General features: G+C 39.8%; 28 protein-coding genes, 1 tRNA gene and 2 pseudogenes. 27 read left to right on the top strand and 4 right to left on the bottom strand.

The window, feature by feature from the left end; all coding sequences use genetic code 11:
- Window position 1 precedes the first annotated feature (1 nt).
- The 6 genes from comGC to O3655_RS09325 are packed head-to-tail and all read left to right on the top strand — an operon-like array spanning window position 2 to window position 2,461.
- Entirely contained in the window at window positions 2–325 is a 324-nt protein-coding gene (comGC, locus tag O3655_RS09350; protein ID WP_000735794.1) for a competence type IV pilus major pilin ComGC, read from the top strand.
- Entirely contained in the window at window positions 288–722 is a 435-nt protein-coding gene (gene comGD, locus O3655_RS09345) for a competence type IV pilus minor pilin ComGD (protein WP_001180060.1), read from the top strand. The genes comGC and comGD overlap by 38 nt, the downstream gene beginning before the upstream one ends.
- Window positions 685–987, top strand: a complete 303-nt coding sequence (gene comGE / locus O3655_RS09340) for a competence type IV pilus minor pilin ComGE (protein ID WP_000413369.1) — start codon at window positions 685–687, stop codon at window positions 985–987. Before comGD ends, comGE begins: the two co-directional genes overlap by 38 nt.
- Entirely contained in the window at window positions 950–1,411 is a 462-nt protein-coding gene (comGF, locus tag O3655_RS09335) for a competence type IV pilus minor pilin ComGF (RefSeq protein ID WP_044020125.1), read from the top strand. The genes comGE and comGF overlap by 38 nt, the downstream gene beginning before the upstream one ends.
- Entirely contained in the window at window positions 1,389–1,802 is a 414-nt protein-coding gene (comGG, locus tag O3655_RS09330; protein ID WP_000265653.1) for a competence type IV pilus minor pilin ComGG, read from the top strand. The genes comGF and comGG overlap by 23 nt, the downstream gene beginning before the upstream one ends.
- Before the next feature lie 32 nt (window positions 1,803–1,834).
- Window positions 1,835–2,461, top strand: coding sequence for a class I SAM-dependent methyltransferase (locus tag O3655_RS09325; protein WP_049478710.1), 627 nt, complete (start codon window positions 1,835–1,837; stop codon window positions 2,459–2,461).
- A gap of 41 nt (window positions 2,462–2,502) precedes the next feature.
- On the opposite strand, the pseudogene O3655_RS09320 reads toward O3655_RS09325, so the two are convergent.
- Window positions 2,503–3,620: pseudogene (locus tag O3655_RS09320) on the bottom strand (IS3 family transposase).
- Window positions 3,621–3,693: 73 nt separating this feature from the next.
- On the bottom strand, window positions 3,694–4,281 hold the full coding sequence (locus O3655_RS09315; protein WP_081102420.1) for an Ltp family lipoprotein: 588 nt from the start codon (window positions 4,279–4,281) through the stop codon (window positions 3,694–3,696).
- A 500-nt stretch (window positions 4,282–4,781) separates the two neighbouring features.
- Between O3655_RS09315 and O3655_RS09310 the strand changes: the two genes are divergently transcribed.
- From O3655_RS09310 to O3655_RS09300, 3 genes are all read left to right on the top strand, one after another.
- A complete protein-coding gene (locus tag O3655_RS09310) occupies window positions 4,782–5,132 on the top strand; it encodes a type II toxin-antitoxin system RelE/ParE family toxin (protein WP_049478885.1) in 351 nt (116 codons plus the stop codon).
- Window positions 5,133–5,276: 144 nt separating this feature from the next.
- Window positions 5,277–5,573: a helix-turn-helix domain-containing protein gene (locus O3655_RS09305; protein WP_053092629.1), complete on the top strand. Its 297-nt coding sequence runs from the start codon at window positions 5,277–5,279 to the stop codon at window positions 5,571–5,573.
- 572 nt (window positions 5,574–6,145) lie between these two features.
- A complete protein-coding gene (locus O3655_RS09300) occupies window positions 6,146–6,604 on the top strand; it encodes a hypothetical protein (protein WP_049478883.1) in 459 nt (152 codons plus the stop codon).
- Between the two features lie 66 nt (window positions 6,605–6,670).
- Here O3655_RS09300 and O3655_RS09295 read toward each other — a convergent pair.
- Window positions 6,671–8,022: pseudogene (locus O3655_RS09295) on the bottom strand (IS3 family transposase).
- Between the two features lie 117 nt (window positions 8,023–8,139).
- Here O3655_RS09295 and O3655_RS09290 point away from each other — a divergent pair.
- From O3655_RS09290 to gap, 12 genes are all read left to right on the top strand, one after another.
- Window positions 8,140–9,093 (top strand): class I SAM-dependent methyltransferase, encoded by a 954-nt coding sequence (locus O3655_RS09290; RefSeq protein WP_308697450.1) that lies wholly within the window; start codon window positions 8,140–8,142, stop codon window positions 9,091–9,093.
- Between the two features lie 51 nt (window positions 9,094–9,144).
- Window positions 9,145–10,335 (top strand): acetate kinase, encoded by a 1,191-nt coding sequence (locus tag O3655_RS09285; RefSeq protein WP_049478134.1) that lies wholly within the window; start codon window positions 9,145–9,147, stop codon window positions 10,333–10,335.
- A 149-nt stretch (window positions 10,336–10,484) separates the two neighbouring features.
- On the top strand, window positions 10,485–10,856 hold the full coding sequence (rnpA, locus tag O3655_RS09280; protein ID WP_000748120.1) for a ribonuclease P protein component: 372 nt from the start codon (window positions 10,485–10,487) through the stop codon (window positions 10,854–10,856).
- The gene (locus O3655_RS09275) at window positions 10,831–11,658 is read left to right on the top strand and encodes a membrane protein insertase YidC (protein WP_162837405.1); all 828 of its coding nucleotides are present in this window, start codon (window positions 10,831–10,833) and stop codon (window positions 11,656–11,658) included. The genes rnpA and O3655_RS09275 overlap by 26 nt, the downstream gene beginning before the upstream one ends.
- 14 nt (window positions 11,659–11,672) lie before the next feature.
- Window positions 11,673–12,659 (top strand): RNA-binding cell elongation regulator Jag/EloR, encoded by a 987-nt coding sequence (gene jag, locus O3655_RS09270; protein ID WP_070657909.1) that lies wholly within the window; start codon window positions 11,673–11,675, stop codon window positions 12,657–12,659.
- Between the two features lie 55 nt (window positions 12,660–12,714).
- The gene (locus tag O3655_RS09265) at window positions 12,715–13,338 is read left to right on the top strand and encodes a hypothetical protein (RefSeq protein WP_049478892.1); all 624 of its coding nucleotides are present in this window, start codon (window positions 12,715–12,717) and stop codon (window positions 13,336–13,338) included.
- A gap of 118 nt (window positions 13,339–13,456) precedes the next feature.
- Window positions 13,457–15,433, top strand: coding sequence for a transketolase (gene tkt, locus O3655_RS09260; RefSeq protein ID WP_308697451.1), 1,977 nt, complete (start codon window positions 13,457–13,459; stop codon window positions 15,431–15,433).
- A gap of 128 nt (window positions 15,434–15,561) precedes the next feature.
- Complete coding sequence (gene yajC, locus O3655_RS09255; protein WP_025168800.1) at window positions 15,562–15,882, top strand: preprotein translocase subunit YajC; 321 nt, start codon at window positions 15,562–15,564, stop codon at window positions 15,880–15,882.
- Window positions 15,883–15,929: 47 nt separating this feature from the next.
- Window positions 15,930–16,373 (top strand): low molecular weight protein-tyrosine-phosphatase, encoded by a 444-nt coding sequence (locus O3655_RS09250; RefSeq protein ID WP_061421823.1) that lies wholly within the window; start codon window positions 15,930–15,932, stop codon window positions 16,371–16,373.
- A complete protein-coding gene (locus tag O3655_RS09245; protein ID WP_061853373.1) occupies window positions 16,360–16,773 on the top strand; it encodes an MORN repeat-containing protein in 414 nt (137 codons plus the stop codon). Before O3655_RS09250 ends, O3655_RS09245 begins: the two co-directional genes overlap by 14 nt.
- A gap of 295 nt (window positions 16,774–17,068) precedes the next feature.
- Window positions 17,069–19,720: a bifunctional acetaldehyde-CoA/alcohol dehydrogenase gene (gene adhE / locus O3655_RS09240; protein WP_000763996.1), complete on the top strand. Its 2,652-nt coding sequence runs from the start codon at window positions 17,069–17,071 to the stop codon at window positions 19,718–19,720.
- A gap of 320 nt (window positions 19,721–20,040) precedes the next feature.
- A complete protein-coding gene (gene gap / locus O3655_RS09235; protein WP_308697452.1) occupies window positions 20,041–21,048 on the top strand; it encodes a type I glyceraldehyde-3-phosphate dehydrogenase in 1,008 nt (335 codons plus the stop codon).
- 66 nt (window positions 21,049–21,114) lie between these two features.
- Here gap and O3655_RS09230 read toward each other — a convergent pair whose 3' ends face one another.
- Window positions 21,115–21,990 carry an RluA family pseudouridine synthase gene (locus O3655_RS09230; protein WP_013670154.1) on the bottom strand — a complete coding sequence of 292 codons (876 nt, stop codon included), beginning with the start codon at window positions 21,988–21,990 and terminating at the stop codon, window positions 21,115–21,117.
- 86 nt (window positions 21,991–22,076) lie between these two features.
- On the opposite strand from O3655_RS09230, the gene pbp2a reads away from it, so the two are divergent.
- The 6 genes from pbp2a (at window position 22,077) to O3655_RS09200 (ending at window position 25,987) form a co-directional block, all read left to right on the top strand.
- Window positions 22,077–24,272 carry a penicillin-binding protein PBP2A gene (gene pbp2a, locus O3655_RS09225; protein WP_042902001.1) on the top strand — a complete coding sequence of 732 codons (2,196 nt, stop codon included), beginning with the start codon at window positions 22,077–22,079 and terminating at the stop codon, window positions 24,270–24,272.
- A 52-nt stretch (window positions 24,273–24,324) separates the two neighbouring features.
- Entirely contained in the window at window positions 24,325–24,477 is a 153-nt protein-coding gene (rpmG, locus tag O3655_RS09220) for a 50S ribosomal protein L33 (RefSeq protein ID WP_001809375.1), read from the top strand.
- A 9-nt stretch (window positions 24,478–24,486) separates the two neighbouring features.
- Window positions 24,487–24,663, top strand: coding sequence for a preprotein translocase subunit SecE (gene secE / locus O3655_RS09215; protein ID WP_000505776.1), 177 nt, complete (start codon window positions 24,487–24,489; stop codon window positions 24,661–24,663).
- A 58-nt stretch (window positions 24,664–24,721) separates the two neighbouring features.
- Window positions 24,722–25,258, top strand: a complete 537-nt coding sequence (gene nusG / locus O3655_RS09210; RefSeq protein ID WP_000376728.1) for a transcription termination/antitermination protein NusG — start codon at window positions 24,722–24,724, stop codon at window positions 25,256–25,258.
- Window positions 25,259–25,378: 120 nt separating this feature from the next.
- A complete protein-coding gene (locus O3655_RS09205) occupies window positions 25,379–25,852 on the top strand; it encodes a hypothetical protein (RefSeq protein ID WP_042902002.1) in 474 nt (157 codons plus the stop codon).
- A 63-nt stretch (window positions 25,853–25,915) separates the two neighbouring features.
- Window positions 25,916–25,987 (top strand) — tRNA-Glu (locus tag O3655_RS09200).
- Window positions 25,988–26,023 lie beyond the last annotated feature (36 nt).

The raw sequence follows: 26,023 nt of genomic DNA, 5'->3' as shown, positions 1-26,023 counted from the left end.
AATGAAAAAACTCATGACAAAATTAAAAAAAGCCAAGGTTCAAGCTTTCACTCTGGTAGAGATGTTAGTCGTCCTTTTAATCATCAGTGTTCTTCTCTTGCTCTTTGTGCCCAATTTGACCAAGCAAAAGGATACCGTAGATGACAAAGGAAAAGCTGCTGTTGTCAAGGTCGTAGAAAGCCAGGCAGAGCTCTATAGTCTGGACAAGAATGAAGATGCTAGCCTTAGCAAATTACAAGCAGACGGTCGTATCACAGCTGAGCAAGCCAAAGCTTATAAAGACTACCATGCAAAACAAAAAACAAGTCAAACTGTTGCAGATTAAGGCCTTTACCATGCTGGAAAGTCTCTTAGTTTTGGGACTTGTGAGTATCCTTGGTTTAGGCTTGTCCGGTTCTGTTCAGTCCAGTTTTGCGGCGGTAGAGGAGCAGATTTTCTTTATGGAGTTTGAAGAACTCTATAGGGAAACGCAAAAACGCAGTCTAGCCAGTCAGCAAAAGACCAGTCTGAACTTAGATGGGCAGACGATCAGCAATGGCAGTCAAAAGTTGACCGTTCCTAAAGAAATTCAGGCGCCATCAGGACAAAGCATTATATTTGACCGAGCTGGGGGCAATTCGTCCCTGGCTAAGGTTGAATTTCAGACTAGCAAAGGAGTGATTCGCTATCAATTATATCTAGGAAATGGAAAAATTAAACGCATTAAGGAAACTAAAAATTAAGGCAGTAATCTTACTAGAAGCAGTAGTAGCTTTGGCTGTGTTTGCCAGCATTGCAACCCTCCTTTTAGGACAAATTCAGAAAAATAGACAAGAAGAGGCAGAAATCTTGCAAAAGGAAGAAGTCTTGCGTGTGGCGAAGATGGCTCTGCAGACAGGTCAAAATCAGGTAAACATAAACGGAGTGGAGGTTCAGGTGTTTGCTAGTGAAAAGGGATTGGAGGTCTACCATGGTTCAGAGAAGTTGCTCGACCTTAAAGAGCAGTAAGGTAAGAGCGTTCACTCTATTAGAATCTCTGATTGCCCTTATCGTCATTAGCGGAGGCTTGCTCCTTTTTCAAGCTATGAGTCAGCTCCTCATTTCAGAAGTTCGTTACCAGCAGCAAAGCGAGCAAAAGGAGTGGCTCTTGTTTGTGGATCAACTGGAGGCAGAGTTAGAGCGTTCGCAGTTTGAAAAGGTAGAAGGCAATCGCCTCTATTTAAAACAAGATGGTAAGGATATCTCTATAGGGAAGTCTAAATCGGATGATTTTCGAAAAACGGATACCAGCGGACGGGGCTATCAGCCGATGGTTTATGGACTCAAATCAGCACAGATTACAGAGGAAAACCAATTGGTTCGCTTTCGCTTCCAATTTCAAAAGGGCTTAGAAAGGGAGTTCATCTATCGTGTGGAAAAAGCAAAAAGTTAAGGCAGGCGTTCTCCTATACGCAGTCACTATGGCAGCCATTTTTAGCCTTTTGTTGCAGTTTTATTTGAATCGGCAGGTCGCCCATCACAAAGACTATACCCTAAACAAAGAGAAGTTGGCTGCTTTTGCCATGGCTAAACGAAGCAAAGATAAGGCTGAGCAAGAAAGTGGTGAACGAGTCTTTAACTTAGGAAAGGTCACGTATCACAATACGAAAACAGATTTTGTAACAAGTGTTCGTATGAATAAGGGCAACTATGAATTTCTCTTTCCTTCGATGAAAGCCAAGGAAAAGAAAACAGCTAAAAAGGAAGAGGTGGCGACTGATTCAAGCAATCAAGCAGGGAAGAAAAAATCAGAAGAAAAGCCTGAAAAGAAAGACAAATCCTAGTCAATTCAACTTCTTTGTGCTAAACTAAAAACATGAAACACGATTTTAATCACAAAGCAGAAACCTTTGATTCCCCTAAAAATATCTTCCTTGCAAACTTGGTTTGTCAAGCAGTTGAAGCACAGATTGATTTTCTATCAGACAAGGAAATATTGGACTTCGGTGGTGGGACGGGTCTGTTAGCCTTGCCTCTAGCTAAGCAAGCCCAGTCGGTTACCCTTGTAGACATCTCGGAGAAAATGCTGGAGCAAGCCCGTTTGAAAGCAGAGCAACAAGACATCAAGAATATCCAGATTTTGGAGCAGGATTTACTGGCAAATCCCTTGGAACAGCAATTTGACCTGATTGTTGTCAGTCGGGTTCTTCATCATATGCCTGATCTAGATGCAACTCTTGCCATGTTTTACCATCACCTTAGGGAGAATGGACAGGTCCTCATTGCTGATTTTGTCAAGACAGATACCAACCACCATGGTTTTGATTTAGCTGAACTGGAAACCAAGCTCGCCCAGTTTGGTTTTTCAAGCATTGACAGTCAGATTCTCTATAGCGCTGAAGAATTGTTTCAAGGAAATTATTCAGAACTCTTTTTAACAGTAGCCCAAAAATCACTCGCTGACTATGTACTGACCCCCAAAAGTTGGACAAATAATTATTGAAAGGATTTAGTTCTGTATTGTACAGGCCTAAGTCCTTTTAGTTAGACTTTGATTCGTTTGTTGTTTTAGTAATCAATGTAGTCCATAATAGCTTGTTCAAGGTCTTCTAAAGACCTAAAATGCTTCTCATAACCGTAAAACATCTCTGATTTCAAAATACCAAAGAAGGACTCCATCATCCCATTGTCTGGGCTGTTGTCCCTGCGTGACATAGATGCTTGCATTCCCTTACCCTCTAGGAACCGATGATAAGAATCGTGTTGGTATTGCCAGCCTTGGTCACTATGGAGAATCGTATTCTAGTAGAGTTTCTCTGTGAATGCCTGTTCCAACATGGTTTTCACTTGTTTCAAATTAGGCGAAGTAGATAGACTATAAGCAATAATTTCACTGTTAAAGCCATCTAAAACTGGCGATAAATAGAGTTTCTGTGTGCTATTTGGAATGGCAAACTTTGTCACATCTGTATAGCACTTTTCCATCGGTTTCGCCCCTTCGAACTGGCGTTGAATAAGATTCTCTGCTTTCTTGCCAATCTCTCCTTGGTAGGAAGAATACTTCCGTTTTCGACGGATACGAGCTGTTAAACCAAGGCCCTTCATCAACCGTTGAACTTTCTTATGATTGACCGCATAACCACGATTTCTTAGTTGCAAGTGAATCCGACGATAGCCATAATTTCCTTTATGGTCATTATAAATGGTTTGAATTTCGGTTTTAAACTCTTTATCTTTATCAACCCCATCCAGCTGTTTCAAATGGTAATAGTAAGTTGAATGAGCTAAACGTGCTGTTTCAAGAAGCAAATCTAGTCGAAATCCTCCTGAAACCATTTCTCTAATTGTCTCTGCCTTTCTCGCTCTATGGCCTCGTCCCTTTCCTACAATTCTTTTAACTTTTTTAGGTAGGCCGCCTCAGTCCGTAAGCGTTCATTCTCCTCTTGAAGTCGCTCTAGTTCTGTCATTTTTTGTTTTAAATCAGGAGAATAGTAACGATTTTTTCCTTTTTTGACGATTTCTATTCCATATTGGTCAATTAATTTCACCATGTACTTTAGACCAGAAGCATCCACACCAAATCTTTTTGAAAGCTGTTTGAAGCTTTGTACTTATTTTCTTAGTTCATAGATTTGAACTTTATCTTCATAACTCAATTTCATAATAAAACACCCCAAAAGTTAGATTTTTTCTGTCTAACTTTTGGAGTGCAGTTCATACTTTCAGTCCTGCTTTTTATTCTAAATGTTCTACTGCATACTGAGCTTCTTCATCAGTAAATTTTTCAAATTCTGTCAACTGATTTTTTAATGCTTCATTTGATAAGCCAGCAGTTTTTTGATAACTTTTAGCTTTTTCAACTGCTTCTTTTTTCCAGTCAATACCAGCATTTTCAACTGCATATTTAGCTTCTTCATCAGTAAATTTTTCAAATTCTGTCAACTGATTAACCATACCTTCTTTTGAAAGATGAGCTGTTTTGGAATAAGACTTAGCTTTTTCAACTGCCTCTTTTTTCCAATCAATACCAGCATTTTCAACTGCATATTGAACAGCATCTTCAGGGAATTTTTCAAATTCTGTCAACTGATTAACCATACCTTCTTTTGAAAGATGAGCTGTTTTAGAATAAGACTTAGCTTTCTTTAAAGCAGCCTTAAACTCAGAAGAAACATTTTGGTCTTCTGTAGTAGTTGATGAAGAAGTTTGTTCAGTTTTTGCTTCAGAAGCTTTTGAAGCTTCTTTCTTCTCAGTTTTTGATGAACAAGCAACCAAAGCAATTGAAGCTAAACCAACAAAAAGAATAGTTGTAATTTTTTTCATTTTTCTCTCTCTATCAGCTTTTAACGTGGTTCAGTTTTTTTGCACGTCTCTTTATATTTTAATATATTTTATTAAAAAATGCAATCCTTAACATGTTCTATCCGTCTCTTTCTTATATCCAAAAACATCTTTATCAAATTCTAGATCTGCAATTTTTAAAATTTCCCTCTATTTTTTGTATAACTACCTCCAATTTGCGTTTATTCATACAAAAAACACGCATTTTTGATGCTGACATGATAATTCGGAGCGTTTTTCAGATTTTTTCGTAAGTAATACATCGCTGAAATTCTTAGAGCCTCAAAGATCTGAGTGTTTTTAGAGATATAACTTTCCGAAAAATATCAATTTTTCGGAAAGTTGCAGAATGACGCTAGCATATTAAAAAAACACAAAAAACTTGACAAATGATAGCGTATATGCTATCATTATATATATAATAAAATTTAAACGAAAGGGTTACTGATATTTTATGAATAATAAAGTAATAAGGTCCAGAAATGAATTTCGAATTGTATGATGAACAAGAATTCAAAAAGTATTTAGAAACACTCCCTAGAAAATCCCGCATGCGATTATTAGCACTTATTCAATCCATTGAAGATGCAGGTATTGTTGAATCAATGAAAATAGGTTGGGTTTCTAAAATACAAAAGAATCTCTATGAAATAAGACTAGAAACAAACGGACTATATCCACGAGCACTTTTTTTCAAGGTTATAGAATCGCAGGACACATCTAACGGCGAACCAAGATATGTTATCACAAATGCATTCTCTAAGAAGACAAATAAGACGCCGGTTGCTGAAATCAAGAAGAGTTTAAACCGTAGAAAAAGATATGATGAGTGAATAGAAACTAACTCGTAGAATGAGATGCCAGTGGCAGATATATTGATACTGTTAAATATCAATATATCTGTTCATCTAAATATAATTTAGATGAACAGATATGTTTATATTGTAAACATAAAAATATATAGGAGGAAAAAAATAGTGAAAGGCAACCTAAAAACATTTCAAAGTTTTAAAACGGAATATCTGGCAGAATTAGGTCCAGATGCAGTACAAGAATATGAATTTGCTCTCTTAGAATTTAAGATAGCAGAGACATTAAAAGAATTGAGAAAGGAATTAAATTTATCTCAAAGAGATTTTGCAAAAAGATTAAATAAACCGCAATCTACAGTTGCTCGAGTAGAAAATGGTTCAATGAGCCCCACTGTGGGATTACTTGAAGAAATAGCAAAATGTTCAAACAAAGAGTTAAAAATTGAATTTGTTAGTCGTTAGATAATTATATTGCTATTGAGAGCGTAAATATTTTTTATAAAAGTTTTATTTTAAGGTTTAAATATTATTAAAAAATTTGAACTATGCCACGTCAATACGTACGTATAGTTTACGATATTGTTTTATCAAAATTCAAAAGAGAGACTTCAAATAAGTTTCTCTTTTTTGATGAATTCTAAAAAACTTCTTCGCGATCAATCCCTGGGTATGGAGCTTGATCATTTAAAATACGATTTAAACAATCTATGCTAGATTGCAGATGAAACAGTTCTCTTTTTATCGCTGCCAGATCAGATGCTTTTGCTAATCGACCACACTGCCGCTGCATATGCCAGATTGTCTTTTGGATATTTTTTCTTTTAAATTTTTCATGCTTCAATTTTATCCTAAAAATTTCAGGAGTTTAAAAAACTCCTGAAATGCTAGTATTCTTATCTAAACGATTTTTTTAAAAAATTTTTTAATATTAATCTTGACAAACATTTACAACTAGTATATACTAGTTTTAGTAGAAATCGCTAGTAATTGCTAGTTGTCTCTAGTTAAAATATTTTATAAAGGAGGTAACGCTTATGGTTATCAAAAATGACACATATGCTGTTGCTCTACCGCTTGTGGATATTAATTTCCATTCAGCAAAAGAAGTGTTAGATGCTCACTTAGAAAAAGCAGAAGAATCAGGTTCAGTCTACTTTAGTACAAGCAATAGGCTTGATCCAAAAAAAGTTAAACAAGTTACAAAAGTAATACTTGTAAATAAATCATTTAGCTATATTGCTGATCTGGTGGGATATAAATATTTTGATGAAAAATCAGCTCCAATCAATGCAGCTGATTATGCTCCAGTTATTTTTGCAGAGGACCAAGATCTTCACTGGCTTCAATTATCGAATATCAGAAAAGTTAGCTTAGATGAATTGAATACCTTTGAAATGATCAATAAAAAAGCCCAATCAAAACACGGTGGCGTTGGGAACTATATCAAAAATACCGGTCGTCTTCAAGTATTCTACGCTAAGAAAGCAGGCTAATGATGTATCAAATAAATAGAAAAGCATCTCATAAAATGTACTGACCCCAAAAAGTTGGACAAATAATTATTGAAAGGATTTAGTTCTGTACTGCACAGGACTAAATCCTTTTAGTTTGACTTTAATTCTTTTATTGTTGTAGTAATTGATATAGTCTACAATGGCTTGTTCCAATTGCTTAAGCGACTGAAACGACTTCTCATAGCCGTAAAACATTTCGGATTTCAAAATGCCAAAGAAGGACTCCATCATCCCATTGTCTGGGCTGTTGCCCTTGCGGGACATAGATGCTTGCATTCCCTTACCCTCTAGGAACCGATGATAAGAATCGTGTTGGTATTGCCAGCCTTGATCACTATGGAGAATCGTATTCTCGTAGTGTTTCTCTGTGAATGCCTGTTCCAACATGGTTTTCACTTGTTTCAAATTAGGCGAAGTAGATAGACTATAAGCAATAATTTCACTGTTAAAGCCATCTAAAACTGGCGATAAATAGAGTTTCTGTGTGCTATTTGGAATGACAAACTTTGTCACATCTGTATAGCACTTTTCCATCGGTTTCGCCCCTTCGAACTGGCGTTGAATAAGATTCTCTGCTTTCTTGCCAATCTCTCCTTGGTAGGAAGAATACTTCCGTTTTCGACGGATACGAGCTGTTAAACCAAGGACTTTCATCAGCCGTTGGACCTTCTTATGATTCACCACAAGACCACGATTTCTTGGTTCTAAGTGAATCCGACGATAGCCATAATTTCCCTTGTGTTCGGTAAAAATGACCTGAATTTCAGTTTTAAGTTCTTGATCCTTATCAACCCCATCCAGCTGTTTCAAATGGTAATAGTAAGTTGAGTGAGCTAAACGAGCTGTTTCAAGAAGTAAATCTAGTCGAAATCCTCCTGAAACCATTTCTCTAACTGTTTCTGCCTTTCTCACTGTAAGGCTTCGTCCCTTTCCTACAATTCTTTTAACTTTTTTAGGTAGGCCACCTCGGTACGTAGTCGTTCATTCTCCTCTTGAAGTCGCTCTAGTTCTGTCATTTCTTCCCAAGTTTTCTTACGTTTACGTCCCATTTTAGGTATTCTCCCTCTTGTTTTCTCAACAATAGTATACCCGTGTTTCCTATATTGTTCCGGTCAATTTGAAAGCATTCCTTAGTTTGGGAGAGCATAATCAAGGCCGACACTTCTATGTGAACAACCTTCCAGCAGAACTTTATCTATCATTTCTTGTTTTAGTTCTGGAGAATAGTAACGATTTTTTCCTTTTTTGACGATTTCTATTCCATATTGGTCAATTAATTTCACCATGTACTTTAGACCAGAAGCATCCACACCAAATCTTTTTGAAAGCTGTTTGAAGCTTTGTACTTATTTTCTTAGTTCATAGATTTGAACTTTATCTTCATAACTCAATTTCATAATAAAACACCCCAAAAGTTAGATTTTTTCTGTCTAACTTTTGGAGTGCAGTTCACTAAAGCAGTGATTTTTTCTCTTCAGATGGAAAAAAGGAGGGAAATTTGATAAGATAGGAATATGGATTTTGAAAAAATTGAACAAGCTTATACGTATTTACTAGAGAATGTCCAAGTCATCCAAAGTGATTTGGCGACCAACTTTTATGATGCCTTAGTGGAGCAAAACAGCATCTATCTGGATGGTGAAACTGAGCTAGAGCAGGTCAAAGACAACAATCAAGCCCTTAAGCGTTTAGCACTTCGCAAGGAAGAGTGGCTCAAGACCTACCAGTTTCTCTTGATGAAGGCAGGACAAACGGAACCTTTACAGGCCAATCACCAGTTTACACCAGATGCCATTGCCCTTCTCTTGGTACTCATTGTAGAAGAGTTGTTTAAACAAGAGGAAATTAGCATCCTCGAAATAGGTTCTGGTATGGGGATTTTGGGGGCTACTTTCTTGACTTCTCTCGCTAAAAAAGTAGATTACTTGGGAGTCGAAGTGGATGATTTGCTGATTGATTTGGCAGCCAGTATGGCAGATGTGATTGGTTTGCAGGCTGGTTTTGTCCAAGGCGATGCCGTTCGTCCGCAAATGCTTAAAGAAAGCGACGTGGTCATTAGCGACTTGCCTGTTGGCTATTACCCAGAAGATGCCATCGCTTCGCGCTATCAAGTGGCTTCTAGTCAAGAGCATACCTATGCCCATCATTTGCTGATGGAGCAAGGGCTCAAGTACCTTAATTCAGATGGCTATGCTATTTTTCTAGCTCCGAGTGATTTATTGACCAGTCCTCAAAGTGACTTATTAAAAGGGTGGCTCAAAGACGAAGTGAGTCTGGCTGCTATCATCGCTCTGCCAGAGGATATTTTCTCAACTGCAAGCCAAGCTAAAAGTATTTTTGTCTTACAGAAGAAAAGAGACAAGGAAATAGAACCCTTTGTTTACCCTCTTACTAGCTTGCAAGATCCGTCAGTATTGTTGACCTTTAAAGAAAATTTTCAAAATTGGAGCAAAGGTACTGAAATATAAAAGAGATTTTGTTATAATAGATGAAAACGCTTAAAAAAGAGGTATCATCTTATGACAAAAACAATTGCAATCAATGCAGGAAGCTCAAGCTTGAAATGGCAACTTTATCAAATGCCAGAAGAAACAGTATTGGCGAAAGGCTTGATTGAACGTATTGGCTTGAAGGATTCGATCTCAACTGTAAAATTTGACGACCGTTCTGAAAAACAAATTCTTGATATTGAAGATCACACACAAGCCGTTAAAATTTTATTGGATGATTTGATTCGTTTCGATATCATCAAATCTTATGATGAGATTACAGGTGTTGGGCACCGCGTTGTAGCTGGTGGTGAATACTTCAAGGAATCAACGGTCGTTGAGGGCGATGTTTTAGAGAAAGTCGAAGAGTTGGGACTTTTAGCTCCTCTTCACAATCCAGCTAACGCAGCTGGAATTCGCGCATTTAAGGAATTGCTTCCAGATATTACCAGTGTTGTCGTATTTGATACCTCATTCCACACAAGCATGCCAGAGAAGGCTTACCGCTATCCTCTACCAACTAAGTATTACACTGAGAACAAGGTTCGTAAATACGGAGCCCACGGGACAAGTCACCAGTTTGTCGCAGGAGAAGCAGCGAAACTTTTGGGCCGTCCTCTAGAAGATTTGAAATTGATTACCTGCCATATTGGTAACGGGGCTTCTATCACAGCTGTTAAGGGTGGGAAGTCTGTGGATACTTCTATGGGATTCACACCACTCGGCGGTGTGATGATGGGAACTCGTACAGGAGATATTGATCCTGCTATCATCCCTTATCTCATGCAATATACAGAGGATTTCAATACCCCTGAAGATATTAGTCGCGTTCTCAATCGTGAATCAGGGCTCATGGGAGTTTCTGGTCAGTCAAGCGATATGCGTGATGTGATTGCTGCCATGGAAGCAGGAGACCATGATGCGACTTTGGCTTATGAAATGTATGTCGATCGTATTCAAAAACATATCGGTCAATACCTTGCAGTCCTAAATGGAGCAGATGCGATTATCTTCACAGCAGGGATCGGTGAAAATGCAGCTTTGGTTCGTGAGGATGTCATTTCAGGTATCTCTTGGTTTGGTTGTGATGTGGATCCAGAAAAGAACGTCTTTGGCGTAACGGGAGACATCTCAACTGACGCAGCGAAAATCCGTGTCTTGGTTATTCCAACAGATGAAGAATTGGTGATTGCACGCGATGTTGAGCGCTTGAAAAAATAAGTAAATACACGTAAAATTTGATTGTAAAAAGAAGTTGGGAAAGAGATTTTCCAGCTTTTTTTATGTAGAAAATGTCTAAAACCTTGCTGTTATTGGCTTTTTCAAAAAATATGGTATAATAGTAGTAATTTAATAGATGGAGTTGAGTTTTGAAGAAAAGCTTTCGTGTAAAAAGAGAGAAAGATTTTAAGGCGATTTTCAAGGACGGAACAAGTTTTGCCAATCGAAAATTTGTTGTCTACCAATTGGAAAACCAGCAAAACCATTTTCGAGTAGGACTGTCCGTCAGCAAAAAGCTGGGGAATGCAGTTACCAGAAATCAAATTAAAAGACGAATCCGGCACATTCTACAAAGTGTAAAAGGGAGTTTAGTAGAGCATGTTGATTTTGTCGTGATTGCCCGAAAAGGGGTGGAAACCTTGGAATATGCAGAGATGGAGAAAAACCTACTCCACGTATTAAAGTTATCAAAGATTTACCAGGAAGGAAATGGGAGTGAAAAAGAAACTACAGTTGACTAGTTTGTTGGGCTTGTCCTTGGTTATCATGACAGCCTGTGCAACAAATGGTACAGCTAGCGATATAACAGCAGATTCGACAGACTTTTGGAGCAAATTCGTTTATTTTTTTGCTGAAATTATCCGCTTTTTGTCCTTTGACATTAGTATCGGAGTGGGGATTATCCTCTTCACAATCTTGATTCGGACGATTTTATTGCCGGTCTTTCAGACACAGATGGTTGCCTCTAGAAAAATGCAAGAGGCTCAACCACGCATCAAGGCTTTGCGAGAGCAATATCCGGGTCGTGATATGGAAAGTAGAACCAAGCTAGACCAGGAGATGCGTAAGGTTTATAAAGAGTTAGGAATCAAGCATTCATCCTCTCTCTGGCCAATTTTAATACAAATGCCGGTTCTCTTGGCGCTCTTTCAAGCCTTGAGTCGAGTTGACTTTTTGAAAACAGGTCACTTTTTATGGATTAATTTGGGAGGAGTAGATACAAGTTTTGTCCTTCCGATTTTGGCGGCAGTCTTTACCTTCTTGAGTAGCTGGTTATCGAATAAAGCTTTGTCCGAAAAAAGTGGAGCTACGACAGGGATGATGTATGGTATGCCTGTATTGATCTTTGTTTTTGCCATTTCCGCCCCAAGTGGTGTAGCCTTGTACTGGGCTGTATCCAATGCTTACCAAGTTTTGCAAACCTATTTCCTGAACAATCCTTTCAAGATTATTGCTGAAAGAGAAGCAGTGGCGCAAGCAGAAAAAGATTTAGAAGGCAAGAAGAGAAGAGCTTTGAAAAAAGCACAGAAAAAGAAAAAATAAGGAGGAATCTGGTAATGGTATTATTTACAGGTTCAACGGTTGAAGAAGCAATCCAAAAAGGATTGAAAGAATTAGACATTCCAAGAATGAAGGCCCACATCAAGGTCGTTTCGAAAGAGAAAAAAGGATTCTTAGGCTTGTTTGGTAAGAAGCCAGCTCAAGTTGATATCGAAGCCATTAGTGAAACGACAGTGATCAAAGCCAACCAGCAGGCCATTAAAGGGGTTCCAAAAGAAGTTAATGAAAAAAATGAACCCGTGAAAACAGTAAGTGAAGCAACTGTTGATTTGGGGCATGTAGTTGAAGCGATTAAGAAGATTGAAGAAGAAGGTCAAGGTGTCTCTGAAGAGGTCAAGGCTGAAATCTTGAAAAATGAAAAACATGCCAGCACGATTTTGGAAGAAACAGGCCATATTTCAATTTTAAATGAATTGGAACCAGAGAATACTACCGAGGAAGTGGAATCTGCTCCAGAAAAAGAAACTGAAACGCAGGAAACAACAAGCCAGTCTTTGGAAGATTTAGGCTTGAAAGTAGAACCAAGTTATGACATCGAACAAGTGGCAACAGAAGTAGCTAGCTACGTTCAAACCATTGTAGATGATATGGATGTTGAAGGGACGATTTCAAGCGACTACAATCGCCGCACCATCAATCTTCAAATTGACACTAATGAACCAGGCCGTATTATCGGCTACCACGGGAAAGTCTTGAAAGCTCTTCAGCTGTTAGCGCAAAATTACCTTTACAATCGCTATTCAAGAACCTTCTACATCACAATCAATGTCAATGATTACGTTGAACACCGTGCAGAAGTCTTGCAAACCTACGCTCAAAAATTGGCGACTCGCGTTTTAGAAGAAGGACGTAGCCAACAAACTGATCCAATGTCAAATAGCGAACGCAAGATTATCCATCGCATTATTTCACGCATGGATGGCGTGACGAGTTACTCTGAAGGCGATGAGCCAAATCGCTATGTTGTCGTAGATGCAGAATAAGCAAAGCAAAATCAGGTTTGTCCTGATTTTTTGCTAGGAAAGGAAAGATTCAGATATGCTGAAAGCAGTTAGAGAATACCTATCATTTGCAGGTGTCCAGTACCGTAATCCTGATAAAGCTGGCGATGAAAGAGAAAAGATGTTGAATTTGCGGCAAAAAGGTCAAGAGGCACGGAAGTCTTTCACAGAATTGGCCAAAACCTTTCAAGCAAGTCATCCAGAATGGCAACTCCAACAGACTAGCCAGTGGATGAACCAAGCGCAACGCTTGCGGCCGCATTTCTGGGCCTATCTTCAGAGAGACGGACAAGTGACAGAACCTATGATGGCCTTGCGTTTATATGGAGCACCTACTGACTTTGGGGTTTCTTTGGAAGTCAGTTTCATCGAGCGTAAGAAAGACGAACAGACCTTGGACAAGCAAGCCAAGGTTTTAGAACTTCCAGCGGTAGAAGGAATTTATTATCTAGTCTACTCAAATGGGGAAAGTTATAAGATGGAGGCTAATGAAGAAAATCGTCGTACTTTACGCGAGAAGCTGAGAAGTCAGGAAGTCCGAAAAGTCTTAGTCAAGGCAGATGTTTCTTTTATAGAAAATCAGTCAGTAGAAGCGATATTAGAGAAGCTAGAAGACGCTTATACGCGCTTGTTGCCTTACTATGAAGTAACGAGGGGATAGACAAATCAAATGTGTTAGATGAGCGCAAATTGTTTTATTGCTATTCTATGCATTTTTTCATATAATAGTAAAATAGGATGTGTGATTTATTAATCACCTCAAAGAGAAAGGAAATTCTATGTCAAATCTATCTGTTAATGCAATTCGTTTTCTAGGTATTGACGCCATCAACAAAGCAAACTCAGGTCACCCAGGGGTGGTTATGGGGGCTGCTCCTATGGCCTATAGCCTCTTTACAAAGCAACTTCGTATCAATCCAGCTCAACCAAACTGGATCAACCGCGATCGCTTTATTCTTTCAGCAGGACACGGCTCAATGCTTCTTTATGCCCTTCTTCACCTCTCTGGTTTTGAAGATGTTAGCATGGATGAAGTCAAGAACTTCCGCCAATGGGGTTCCAAAACACCAGGTCACCCAGAATTTGGTCATACAGCAGGGGTTGACGCTACTACTGGACCTCTAGGACAAGGGATTTCAACTGCCACTGGTTTTGCCCAAGCAGAACGTTTCTTAGCAGCCAAATATAACCGCGAAGGTTTCAATATCTTTGACCACTATACTTATGTGATCTGTGGAGACGGAGATTTGATGGAAGGTGTCTCAAGTGAGGCGGCTTCATACGCAGGCTTGCAAAAACTTGACAAGTTGGTGGTTCTTTATGATTCAAATGACATCAACTTGGATGGTGAGACAAAGGATTCTTTCACTGAGAGTGTTCGTGATCGTTACAATGCCTACGGTTGGCACACTGCCTTAGTTGAAGATGGAACAGACTTGGAAGCTATCCATGCTGCTATCGAAACAGCTAAAGCTTCAGGCAAGCCATCTTTGATTGAAGTGAAGACTGTTATTGGATATGGCTCTCCAAACAAACAAGGAACTAATGCCGTACACGGTGCTCCTCTTGGAGCAGATGAAACTGCAGCAACTCGCCAAGCGCTCGGTTGGGACTATGAACCATTTGAAATCCCAGATCAAGTTTATGCTGATTTCAAGGAAAATGTTGCAGACCGTGGTGCATCAGCTTATCAAGCTTGGACTAAATTAGTCGCTGACTATAAAGAAGCGCATCCAGAACTGGCTGCAGAAGTAGAAGCCATTATCGACGGCCGTGATCCAGTTGAAGTGACTCCAGCAGACTTCCCAGCCTTAGAAAATGGCTTCTCTCAAGCAACTCGTAATTCAAGTCAAGATGCTTTGAACGTTGTAGCTGCTAAATTGCCAACCTTCCTAGGTGGTTCAGCTGACCTTGCTCACTCAAACATGACTTACATCAAAACGGATGGACTTCAAGACGACGCTAATCGCTTGAACCGCAACATTCAGTTTGGTGTTCGTGAATTTGCAATGGGAACGATCTTGAACGGGATGGCCCTTCACGGTGGACTTCGTGTGTACGGAGGTACTTTCTTCGTCTTCTCTGACTATGTGAAAGCAGCTGTCCGCTTGTCAGCCTTGCAAGGACTTCCTGTGACTTATGTCTTTACCCACGATTCAATCGCAGTTGGTGAAGATGGTCCAACGCACGAACCAGTTGAACACCTAGCAGGTCTTCGTGCTATGCCAAATCTCAATGTTTTCCGCCCAGCAGATGCGCGTGAAACTCAAGCAGCTTGGTACCTTGCCGTGACAAGCGAAAAAACACCAACTGCCCTTGTCTTGACACGTCAAAACTTGACTGTAGAAGAGGGAACAGACTTTGATAAAGTTGCGAAAGGTGCCTATGTTGTCTATGAAAATGCAGCAGACTTTGATACGATTTTGATTGCAACAGGTTCAGAGGTGAATTTGGCGGTCGCAGCTGCCAAAGAATTGGCTAGCCAAGGGGCAAAAGTCCGTGTAGTCAGCATGCCATCAACAGATGTCTTTGACGCACAAGATGCAGCTTACAAGGAAGAAATCCTTCCAAATGCAGTTCGCCGTCGTGTTGCAGTCGAAATGGGTGCAACTCAAAACTGGTACAAGTATGTTGGTCTTGATGGTGCAGTTCTCGGTATTGATACCTTTGGAGCATCTGCCCCAGCACCAAAAGTATTGGCAGAGTATGGATTTACGGTAGAAAATCTAGTCAAAGTCGTTCAAAACTTGAAATAATCACAAAAATCAGAGTTTCCACTCTGATTTTTTATAACTATAAAAACAAGGCACAACCTTGTAAAAGTAGCTGAAATTTGATATAGTAGTCCTATGTAAAATACAAAGGAGAAAATACTATGGAAAATATTAGTCCAAATTTAACATTTTTGATCATGCTTGTAGGTATGTTTGCCTTGATGTTCTTTATGCAACGTTCTCAAAAGAAACAAGCACAAAAGCGTATGGAAAGCTTGAACAAGCTTCAAAAAGGCTATGAAGTCATTACAATTGGTGGGCTTTACGGAACAGTGGATGAAGTAGATACTGAGAAAGGTACAATCGTACTGGATGTAGATGGCGTTTATTTGACTTTTGAATTGGCTGCTATTAAGACCGTTTTGCCACTCAAAGAAGCTGTGACACCAGAAGGAACAGTTGTTGACGAAGGCGGAGCAATCGAAGAATAAAACGGGACCTGTCACTCCCGTTTTTCTATGAGACAAGAGGAAAAGGGATGAAAAAAATAGTATTTGTTTGCTTAGGAAATATTTGCCGAAGTCCCATGGCAGAGTTTGTGATGAAGTCCATGACGAGCGCTTACCAAGTCGAGAGTCGTGCAACGTCATCATGGGAACATGGCAATCCGATTCATAAGGGAACGCAAGGAATTTTCCAGCAATATCAGATCCCGTATGACAAAGATAAAACATCGCTTCAGATTGGCAGAGAAGACTTTGAATCGTTTGATTACATTATCGGTATGGATGCTTCAAACGTTTCAGATCTGCGTCACATGTGTCCTCAGGAACTACAGTACAAAATTTACTCTTTTGCATCTGAAAGTGTCCCAGATCCTTGGTATACAGGAGATTTTGAGGAAACCTATACTCGTATCACAAGTGGATGTCAAAGCTGGCTAGATCGATTAGAAAATGAGAGTGACAATGGAAAAGCTTAAACAATTTTATGAGAAGTGTAGAGTTTACCTAACTCGTCCTAGGTTAGAGCTCATTGCAGTGGTCGTAATGGTACTCTGTGCTCTTTCGGTATTTCTGCTAAATACGCCTAAAAAAGGTGTCTTGACACTTGATGGTGGAGCTCTTGTTTATGATGGCACCTTGGTACGAGGGAAAATGAATGGTCAAGGAACCTTGACCTTTGAAAATGGAGACCAATATACAGGTGATTTCAATAATGGAGCCTTTAATGGAAAAGGGACTTTCCAATCAAAAGATGGCTGGAAATATGAGGGTGATTTTGTAAATGGTCAGGCTGAAGGTCAAGGGAAGTTGACGACAGAGCAAGAAGTTGTTTATGAAGGGACCTTTAAACAAGGCGTTTTTCAGCAAAAACAGTAGTCTCCAAGTTAGGAGACTATCTTCAAAACCAAAAAAGAAAACGCTTTCTTGTCTTGGATTCGATAACTAACTATCAACTAGAAAAACTTTGTGAAATAAAAAAATTTTTTCCATAATTTCACAATCGTCCAGACAAAACTCTATTATATAGCTATATTGAGAAAAAAATCACAATATTAGAAAATTTCTTTGTGAAATGCTTATGAAACTGTTTACAAAGCATAAAAAAAGAGTTATAATAAACTTGTGAAAAAATTAACAAAGGATAACATCCTTAAAGGCTATGGAGGATAATATGGCTGATAAAAAAACAGTAACACCAGAGGAAAAACAACTTGCTGCTGAAAAGCATGTCGATGGTCTCGTGAAAAAAGCCTTGGTTGCGCTTGATGAAATGCGCAAGTTGAACCAAGAGCAAGTTGACTATATCGTGGCAAAAGCTTCGGTTGCAGCACTTGACGCGCACGGTATCCTTGCACAACATGCAGTTGAAGAAACTGGTCGTGGGGTATTTGAAGATAAGGCAACAAAAAACCTATTTGCCTGCGAACACGTAGTGAACAATATGCGTGGAGTTAAGACAGTTGGAGTTATTGAAGATGATCCAATTACAGGTTTGACAAAGATTGCGGAACCTGTCGGTGTAATCTGTGGTGTCACTCCGACAACAAACCCAACTTCAACAGCGATTTTCAAATCATTGATTGCTTTGAAGACACGCAACCCAATCGTTTTTGCTTTCCATCCATCAGCTCAAGAATCATCAGCACACGCAGCACAAATCGTTCGCGATGCAGCGATTGCAGCCGGTGCACCTGAAAACTGTGTACAATGGATTACAAAGCCATCTATGGAAGCAACTGGAGCGCTAATGAACCACGAAGGTGTTGCAACTATTCTTGCAACTGGTGGGAACGCTATGGTTAAAGCTGCATACTCATGTGGAAAACCAGCTCTTGGGGTAGGTGCCGGAAACGTTCCTGCCTATGTAGAAAAATCTGCTGACCTTCGTCAAGCTGCTCATGACATCGTTATGTCTAAATCATTTGATAATGGGATGGTCTGTGCATCAGAACAAGCCGTTATCATTGATAAAGAAGTATATGACGAATTTGTAGAAGAATTTAAATCATATCACACTTACTTTGTAAACAAGAAAGAAAAAGCACTTCTTGAAGAATTCTGTTTCGGTGTAAAAGCTAATAGCAAAAACTGTGCAGGTGCTAAACTAAATGCAAATATCGTTGGTAAACCAGCAGCATGGATTGCTGAACAAGCAGGATTTAGCGTTCCAGAAGGAACAAACATCTTGGCGGCAGAATGTGCAGAAGTAGGACCGAAAGAACCATTGACTCGTGAGAAATTGTCACCAGTTATCGCTGTCCTAAAAGCTGAAGATACAGAAGACGGTCTTAAAAAAGCTCGTCAAATGGTTGAGTTTAACGGACTTGGTCACTCAGCAGCTATCCATACAAAAGACGAAGCTCTTGCTAAACGCTTTGGTACAGAAATCAAAGCAATGCGTATTATCTGGAACTCTCCATCTACTTTCGGTGGTATCGGGGACGTATACAATGCCTTCATTCCATCATTGACACTTGGATGTGGTTCATATGGACACAACTCAGTCGGTGATAACGTGAGTGCGATCAACCTTCTAAACATCAAGAAAGTAGGGAAACGTAGAAATAATATGCAATGGTTTAAAGTTCCTTCAAAAATTTACTTCGAACGCAACTCTATCCAATACCTTCAAACATGTGAAGATATTGAACGCGTTATGATTGTTACAGACAAATCGATCGAAAAACTTGGTTTTGTTCAACGCATTATTGACCAATTGAACAAACGCAGCAACCGTGTAACTGTCCAAGTCTTCTCAGACGTTGAACCAGACCCAGATATCACAACTGTAGAACGTGGTACTGAAGTAATGAGAGCATTTGAACCAGACACAATCATCGCTCTTGGTGGTGGTTCTCCAATGGATGCAGCGAAAGTAATGTGGCTCTTCTACGAACAACCACAAATCGACTTCCGTGACTTGGTTCAAAAATTCATGGACATCCGTAAACGTGCCTTCCGCTTCCCATCACTTGGTAAAAAAGCGAAGTACATCGGTATCCCAACAACTTCAGGTACAGGTTCAGAAGTAACACCATTTGCCGTTATCTCTGATAAGAAAAACAACCGTAAATACCCATTGGCTGACTACTCATTGACACCAACTATTGCCATTGTTGACCCTGCTTTGGTTGAGTCAGTTCCAGACTTCATCGCAGCTGATACAGGTATGGACGTCTTGACTCATGCTACTGAAGCCTACACTTCAAACTTTGCTAACGACTACACAGACGGTATCGCCCTTCAAACAATCAAACTTGTATTTGAATGGTTGGAAAAATCTGTTAAGACAGCTGACCCAGAAGCACGTGAAAAAATGCACAATGCATCTACAATGGCTGGTATGGCCTTTGCCAATGCCTTCCTTGGTATGAGCCACTCAATGGCCCACAAGATCGGTGCGGTTCACCATACTGTTCACGGACGTACAAACGCAATCTTGCTTCCATACGTTATCCGTTACAATGGTACTCGCCCATCTAAGACGACTACATGGCCTAAGTATAACTACTGGAAAGCTGACGAAAAATTCCAAGATATTGCTAGAATGCTTGGATTGCCTCACTCAACTCCAGAAGAAGCGGTTGAAGCTTATGCCAAAGCAGTTTACGATCTTGGTGAAGCAGTTGGAATCACAATGAACTTCAAAGGCTTTGGAATCGATGAAAAAGCTTGGAAAGACAGCTTGCATGAAATTGCCTTACTTGCTTATGAAGACCAATGTTCACCTGCTAACCCTCGCTTGCCAATGGTAGCTGACATGGAAGAAATCATGGCAGATGCTTACTATGGTTATGCAGAACGTCCAGGACGTCGTAAATAATCGTTTATCAGCCTAGAGGCAGGAAATATCCTGTCTCTCTTTTTTGTAAACTCTGAAAGCGTTGAAATTGGAGTTTCACCTTGAAATAAAGAGAATATACAGATATTATAAAAGATTCTAGAGATATACTTTGAAAATAAAAAAATGGATGAATAAAAAGGGGGAGAAAAAGTAGAAAAGCTGGAGAGAAAATCAACGCCCGTACTTGCAATTAAACTCAAATAGTTATATAATAGGTTTGTTGAAAGGTGATTTGTAGTGATTCAAGTTACTCTTTTCACAATAAAATTTTCATGATTTTCATAAGGAGGAAATCACTAATGGTAGTTAAAGTTGGTATTAACGGTTTCGGCCGTATCGGTCGTCTTGCTTTCCGCCGTATCCAAAACGTAGAAGGTGTTGAAGTTACTCGCATCAACGACCTTACAGATCCAGTTATGCTTGCACACTTGTTGAAATACGACACAACTCAAGGTCGTTTCGACGGTACTGTAGAAGTTAAAGAAGGTGGATTCGAAGTTAACGGTAAATTCGTTAAAGTTTCTGCTGAACGTGATCCAGAACAAATCGACTGGGCTACTGACGGTGTAGAAATCGTTCTTGAAGCAACTGGTTTCTTTGCTAAGAAAGATGCAGCTGAAAAACACCTTAAAGGTGGAGCTAAGAAAGTTGTTATCACTGCTCCTGGTGGAAACGACGTTAAAACAGTTGTATTTAACACTAACCATGACGTTCTTGACGGTACTGAAACAGTTATCTCAGGTGCTTCATGTACTACAAACTGCTTGGCTCCAATGGCTAAAGCTCTTCAAGACAACTTCGGTGTTGTAGAAGGATTGATGACTACTATCCACGCTTACACTGGTGACCAAATGATCCTTGACGGACCACACCGTGGTGGTGACCTTCGCCGTGCTCGCGCTGGTGCTGCAAACATCGTTCCTAACTCAACTGGTGCTGCTAAAGCTATCGGTCTTGTAATCCCAGAATTGAACGGTAAACTTGACGGATCTGCACAACGTGTTCCAACTCCAACTGGATCAGTTACTGAATTGGTAGCAGTTCTTGAAAAGAACGTTACTGTTGATGAAGTAAACGCAGCTATGAAAGCAGCTTCAAACGAATCATACGGTTACACAGAAGATCCAATCGTATCTTCAGATATCATAGGTATGTCTTACGGTTCATTGTTTGACGCAACTCAAACTAAAGTTCTTGACGTTGACGGTAAACAATTGGTTAAAGTTGTATCATGGTACGACAACGAAATGTCATACACTGCACAACTTGTACGTACTCTTGAATACTTTGCAAAAATCGCTAAATAATTCTTGAGTTGATAAAAGCAAGGCCTTCTGGTCTTGCTTTTTTGTATAGAAAAATGGATGATAGTGTCATCCATTTTGTTTTAATTTTGTTTCGAAAGTATCCGAGAGGGCAGTGAAACTCAATTGTTCTAAGGTGAGTGGATGAGTAAAGGAAAGTCGAAAGGCATGAAGCATGAGCCTGCTTACTTTTGAACTAGAGTTATAGAGAGGATCGCCCAGAATAGGGTGGTTATGATGAGAGAGGTGAATACGGATTTGATGTGTTCGACCGGTCTTTAGTTTACAACGGACAAGGGTAGTCTGATTTGGGAATTGCTTTAATCTGCTTACATGTGTTTCAGCATATTGTCCATGTTTTGCATCAACTATTCTTTTTCTACGATCGTGTCGATCACGACCAATTTTATCTCGAAAGACAAGTTCTTTACTCTCTACTCGCCCTTCTATAAGTGCCCAGTACTCACGAGCGATTTCCTTTTTTTCCAACAAACGATTGAGGATGGGTAAGATAAAAGGATTTTTAGCAAAAAGCACTAAACCGCTTGTTTCCATATCCAGGCGATGAACGACATAGCAGGTTTGACCAACGTAGGCAGAGACATGGTTGAGAAGGGCAATTTCACCAGGTTGATTTCCGTGAGTTTTCATGCCTTCGGGCTTGTTGACGATAATGAGATGTTGGTCTTGGTAAATCTCTTGAACGAGGTCTGGATTGCCCCAAAGGATTTCTTTTTTGGGATAATCTTCCTCGTCAAAAGTCAACTGACAAATATCCCCTGGCTTGACCATCTCGTTCCAGTGAACTTGTTTGTGGTTCATTAAGATGTTCTTCTTTATTCTCAAAAAATGGCGGATTTTTCTAGGGATGAGGAGTTGTTCCTCTAGAAATTGTTTGACCGTCATTTGAGGCAAGGATTCGGGTAATGTAAATGTGAATTGCATACAGATATTGTAACAAAAAAAGCCCTATTTGGATAGGGAGTAGCTAAATTCTTGAGTTCCTATGGTGAAGATGATAAAATAAACGCATGAAATTAGATAAATTATTTGAGAAGTTTCTTTCTCTCTTTAAAAAAGAAACGAATGAATCAGCAGAGTCTGATTCGACTAGCATGCGTCGTTCACGGAGCGATAGAAAAAAATTAGGCCATGTAGGTCCGATTCGGAAATTCTGGCGTCGTTATCATCTGACAAAAATCGTCATCATTTTAGGGTTAAGTGCAGGTTTGATAGTAGGAACCTACCTATTTGCGATAGCCAAGTCTACCAATGTCAATGATTTGCAAAATGCCTTGAAAACGCGAACTCTGATTTTTGATCGCGAAGAAAAAGAGGCAGGAGCCCTGTCGGGTCAAAAGGGAACCTATGTTGAACTGACAGATATCAGTAAAGACTTGCAAAATGCTGTCGTCGCGACAGAGGACCGTTCCTTCTATAAAAATGATGGAATTAACTACGGTCGTTTCTTTCTAGCTATCCTTACAGCAGGTCGTTCTGGAGGGGGATCCACCATCACTCAACAGTTGGCAAAAAATGCTTATCTTTCTCAGGATCAGACCGTTGAACGGAAGGCCAAGGAGTTTTTCCTTGCCTTAGAGTTGACCAAGAAATACAGCAAGGAGCAAATCCTTACTATGTACCTCAATAACGCCTACTTTGGAAATGGAGTATGGGGCGTTGAAGATGCAAGTAAGAAATATTTTGGTGTATCGGCTTCACAACTAACGCTTGATCAGGCGGCCACTCTAGCAGGGATGCTCAAGGGACCAGAATTGTACAATCCATTAAATTCTGTTGAAACTTCGACCAACCGTAGGGATACTGTTTTGCAAAATATGGTTGCAGCGGGCTATATTGATAAAAATCAAGAAACCGAAGCGGCTGGAGTAGATATGTCTTCTCAACTGCAAGATAAGTATGAAGGCAAAGTTTCGGATTATCGTTACCCGTCCTATTTTGATGCAGTTGTCAACGAAGCAGTTTCCAAGTACAATCTCACAGAAGAAGAGATTGTTAACAATGGCTATCGAATCTACACAGAGCTTGACCAAAACTACCAAGCAAACATGCAGGTTATTTATGAAAACACTTCGCTATTTCCAACAGCAGAAGACGGAACGCATGCCGAATCAGGTAGTGTCGCTCTAGAACCCAAGACTGGTGGGGTGCGTGGAGTTGTTGGTCGTGTAGCTGGTGATGACAAACCAGGCTTCCGCAATTTTAACTATGCCACTCAGTCTAAGCGTAGCCCAGGCTCAACCATTAAACCTTTAGTCGTTTATACACCCGCAGTAGAAGCAGGATGGGCCTTGAACAAGCAACTGGATAATCATACGATGCAGTACAACAGTTATCAAGTAGACAACTATGCGGGTATTAAGACATCTCCAGAAGTACCTATGTATCAGGCCTTGGCGGAATCACTCAACCTGCCAGCTGTTGCGACTGTAAATGAATTAGGTATTGACAAAGCTTTTGACGCTGGGGAGAGATTTGGCCTGAATATGGAAAAAGTTGACAGAGTTCTTGGAGTTGCTCTTGGTGGAGGTGTGGAGACGAATCCTCTCCAGATGGCGCAAGCCTATGCAGCCTTTGCTAATGGAGGTCTGATGCCTGAAGCGCATTTCATCACTCGTATTGAAAATGCCAGTGGTCAGGTCATCAAGAGTCATAAAAACTCCCAAAAACGAGTGATTGATAAGTCTGTAGCTGATAAAATGACCAGCATGATGCTAGGAACATTTACCAATGGTACGGGAATTAGTTCGTCACCAGCGGATTACGTTATGGCTGGTAAAACAGGTACGACTGAAGCTGTTTTCAACCCGGAATATACCAGTGACCAGTGGGTGATCGGCTATACTCCAGATGTTGTAATCAGCCACTGGCTAGGCTTCCCAACAACAGATGAGAGTCATTATCTAGCAGGTTCGACCTCAAATGGAGCAGCCCATGTCTTTAGAAGTATGGCTAATACCATTTTGCCTTACACTCCAGGTAGCACTTTTACAGTTGAGAATGCTTATAAACAAAATGGGATTGAACCAGAAAATACGAAAAAGCAAGTTGTTGAAAATGAGACAAACCAGTCTGAGGACCCGATAGGAGATATTCGTAGTCGCGCACAAAATCTTGTAGATGAAGCAGGACGTGCGATTTCAGAAGCTAAAATAAAAGAAAAAGCCCAGACAATATGGGACTCAATCCTTAATCTATTTCGTTAAGAGGCTTGTCAAAGCCTAGGTTTCTTGTTATAATAGATAAGATGGAGGCGTTATGGCACTAAAAAAAGCAAGCCTAGCTTGTGCAGTTTGTGGTTCAAGGAATTATTCAATCAAAATTAGTGGGAACCCCAAGCCAACACGACTAGAAGTAAATAAATTTTGTAAACATTGTGGAAAATATACGACACATAGAGAAACGAGATAGGAGAGAACGATGGGTTTTATTAAGGATATTTTTAAACTTCTTAAAGAAACAACTTGGCCAACTCGCAAAGAAAGCTGGAGAGATTTTCGCTCTATTATGGAATACACAGCCTTCTTTGTGGTCATCATTTACATTTTTGACCAGTTGATTGTATCAGGTTTGATTCGATTTATTAACATTTTTTAGAAGAAAAGTGGAGAAGTTCTTCTAGCTTTCTTCTATCATATGTATGAAAGGAAATATCATGGATAGTTTTGACAAGGGATGGTTTGTTCTACAAACTTATTCTGGCTATGAAAATAAGGTAAAAGAAAATCTATTGCAACGTGCGCAAACATATAACATGTTGGATAATATTCTACGTGTTGAGATTCCAACACAAACCGTGCAAGTTGAGAAAAATGGAAAGAAAAAGGAAATTGAAGAGAATCGCTTTCCAGGTTATGTCCTTGTAGAAATGGTCATGACCGATGAAGCATGGTTCGTCGTTCGAAACACACCTAACGTAACAGGATTCGTCGGCTCACACGGGAACAGATCAAAACCAACTCCACTATTGGAACAAGAAATTCGTGATATTCTGGTTTCAATGGGACAAACTGTTCAAGAGTTTGATATTGACGTTGAAGTTGGCCAGACGGTCCGCATCATTGATGGTGCTTTTGCAGACTACACAGGGAAAATTACTGAAATTGATAACAACAAAGTGAAGATGATTATCTCTATGTTTGGTAATGATACGATTGCAGAAGTGAATCTCAACCAAATTGCAGAATTATAACCCCAGAGAGGCTTTGCCTCTCTTTTTATGTGCTGTTGAGGGAGGAAGAAGTATAAAACAGAGGAAGTAGATCCATGGACTCGCGCATTTTGCTAAACTAAATGCAGAAAGGAGAGGTCTATGAATATAAAAGACTTATATGAAGAAAGTAAGGGAATCGTCCATAAGTGTCGCAAAGATTATCATTTGCATCTGTGGGAGAAAGAGGACTGGGATCAGGAAGGCATGTTATGTCTGTATGAGCTGGTGAGTCGCAATCCAGAGTTATTAGAGGGCGAGCGCCATCGACTTTATGTCTGCTTTAAAACAAAGTTTAGAAATCGTATCCTAGATTACATCCGTAAACAGGAAAGCCACAAGCGCCGTTTTGACAAAGAACCCTATGAAGAGGTGAGTGAGATTAGCCATCGTATAGGAGAAAAAGGACTCAGGCTGGACGATTATTATCTCTTTCACGAACTTCTAAAGAATTACAAATCAAAGCAGAGTATGGAAAAACAAGAATTAATAGATCGTCTAATGGGAGGAGAAGTCTTTAGAGGACGTAAAGCTCTTCTGAGAGAACTTTCCCTAATCTTTTCAGAATTTCGGTAAAGAGGAAAAAAGTCCTTGACAAAGGTAAAAAAGTAGGTATAATAGAAAGAGTTGAAAAGCTCAGGTCCGTTGGTCAAGGGGTTAAGACACCGCCTTTTCACGGCGGTAACACGGGTTCGAATCCCGTACGGACTATGGTGTATTGCGGCTAAAAAAACTTGAAAAAAGTTT

Source organism: Streptococcus sp. 27098_8_70, assembly GCF_041432215.1.
GTDB classification, from domain to species: domain Bacteria; phylum Bacillota; class Bacilli; order Lactobacillales; family Streptococcaceae; genus Streptococcus; species Streptococcus oralis_CP.
The sequence above is the reverse complement of the archived record's forward strand: the minus strand, read 5'-3'. Positions and strand labels throughout refer to the sequence as shown.

Coding starts and splice junctions, on each gene's coding strand:
- comGC (WP_000735794.1), top strand. CDS start 2: ATGAAAAAACTCATGACAAAATTAAAAAAAGCCAAGGTTCAAGCTTTC.
- comGD (WP_001180060.1), top strand. CDS start 288: ATGCAAAACAAAAAACAAGTCAAACTGTTGCAGATTAAGGCCTTTACC.
- comGE (WP_000413369.1), top strand. CDS start 685: ATGGAAAAATTAAACGCATTAAGGAAACTAAAAATTAAGGCAGTAATC.
- comGF (WP_044020125.1), top strand. CDS start 950: ATGGTTCAGAGAAGTTGCTCGACCTTAAAGAGCAGTAAGGTAAGAGCG.
- O3655_RS09325 (WP_049478710.1), top strand. CDS start 1,835: ATGAAACACGATTTTAATCACAAAGCAGAAACCTTTGATTCCCCTAAA.
- O3655_RS09315 (WP_081102420.1), bottom strand. CDS start 4,281: ATGAAAAAAATTACAACTATTCTTTTTGTTGGTTTAGCTTCAATTGCT.
- O3655_RS09310 (WP_049478885.1), top strand. CDS start 4,782: ATGAATTTCGAATTGTATGATGAACAAGAATTCAAAAAGTATTTAGAA.
- O3655_RS09300 (WP_049478883.1), top strand. CDS start 6,146: ATGGTTATCAAAAATGACACATATGCTGTTGCTCTACCGCTTGTGGAT.
- O3655_RS09290 (WP_308697450.1), top strand. CDS start 8,140: ATGGATTTTGAAAAAATTGAACAAGCTTATACGTATTTACTAGAGAAT.
- O3655_RS09285 (WP_049478134.1), top strand. CDS start 9,145: ATGACAAAAACAATTGCAATCAATGCAGGAAGCTCAAGCTTGAAATGG.
- jag (WP_070657909.1), top strand. CDS start 11,673: ATGGTATTATTTACAGGTTCAACGGTTGAAGAAGCAATCCAAAAAGGA.
- O3655_RS09265 (WP_049478892.1), top strand. CDS start 12,715: ATGCTGAAAGCAGTTAGAGAATACCTATCATTTGCAGGTGTCCAGTAC.
- tkt (WP_308697451.1), top strand. CDS start 13,457: ATGTCAAATCTATCTGTTAATGCAATTCGTTTTCTAGGTATTGACGCC.
- O3655_RS09250 (WP_061421823.1), top strand. CDS start 15,930: ATGAAAAAAATAGTATTTGTTTGCTTAGGAAATATTTGCCGAAGTCCC.
- O3655_RS09245 (WP_061853373.1), top strand. CDS start 16,360: ATGGAAAAGCTTAAACAATTTTATGAGAAGTGTAGAGTTTACCTAACT.
- adhE (WP_000763996.1), top strand. CDS start 17,069: ATGGCTGATAAAAAAACAGTAACACCAGAGGAAAAACAACTTGCTGCT.
- gap (WP_308697452.1), top strand. CDS start 20,041: ATGGTAGTTAAAGTTGGTATTAACGGTTTCGGCCGTATCGGTCGTCTT.
- O3655_RS09230 (WP_013670154.1), bottom strand. CDS start 21,990: ATGCAATTCACATTTACATTACCCGAATCCTTGCCTCAAATGACGGTC.
- pbp2a (WP_042902001.1), top strand. CDS start 22,077: ATGAAATTAGATAAATTATTTGAGAAGTTTCTTTCTCTCTTTAAAAAA.
- rpmG (WP_001809375.1), top strand. CDS start 24,325: ATGGCACTAAAAAAAGCAAGCCTAGCTTGTGCAGTTTGTGGTTCAAGG.
- secE (WP_000505776.1), top strand. CDS start 24,487: ATGGGTTTTATTAAGGATATTTTTAAACTTCTTAAAGAAACAACTTGG.
- nusG (WP_000376728.1), top strand. CDS start 24,722: ATGGATAGTTTTGACAAGGGATGGTTTGTTCTACAAACTTATTCTGGC.
- O3655_RS09205 (WP_042902002.1), top strand. CDS start 25,379: ATGAATATAAAAGACTTATATGAAGAAAGTAAGGGAATCGTCCATAAG.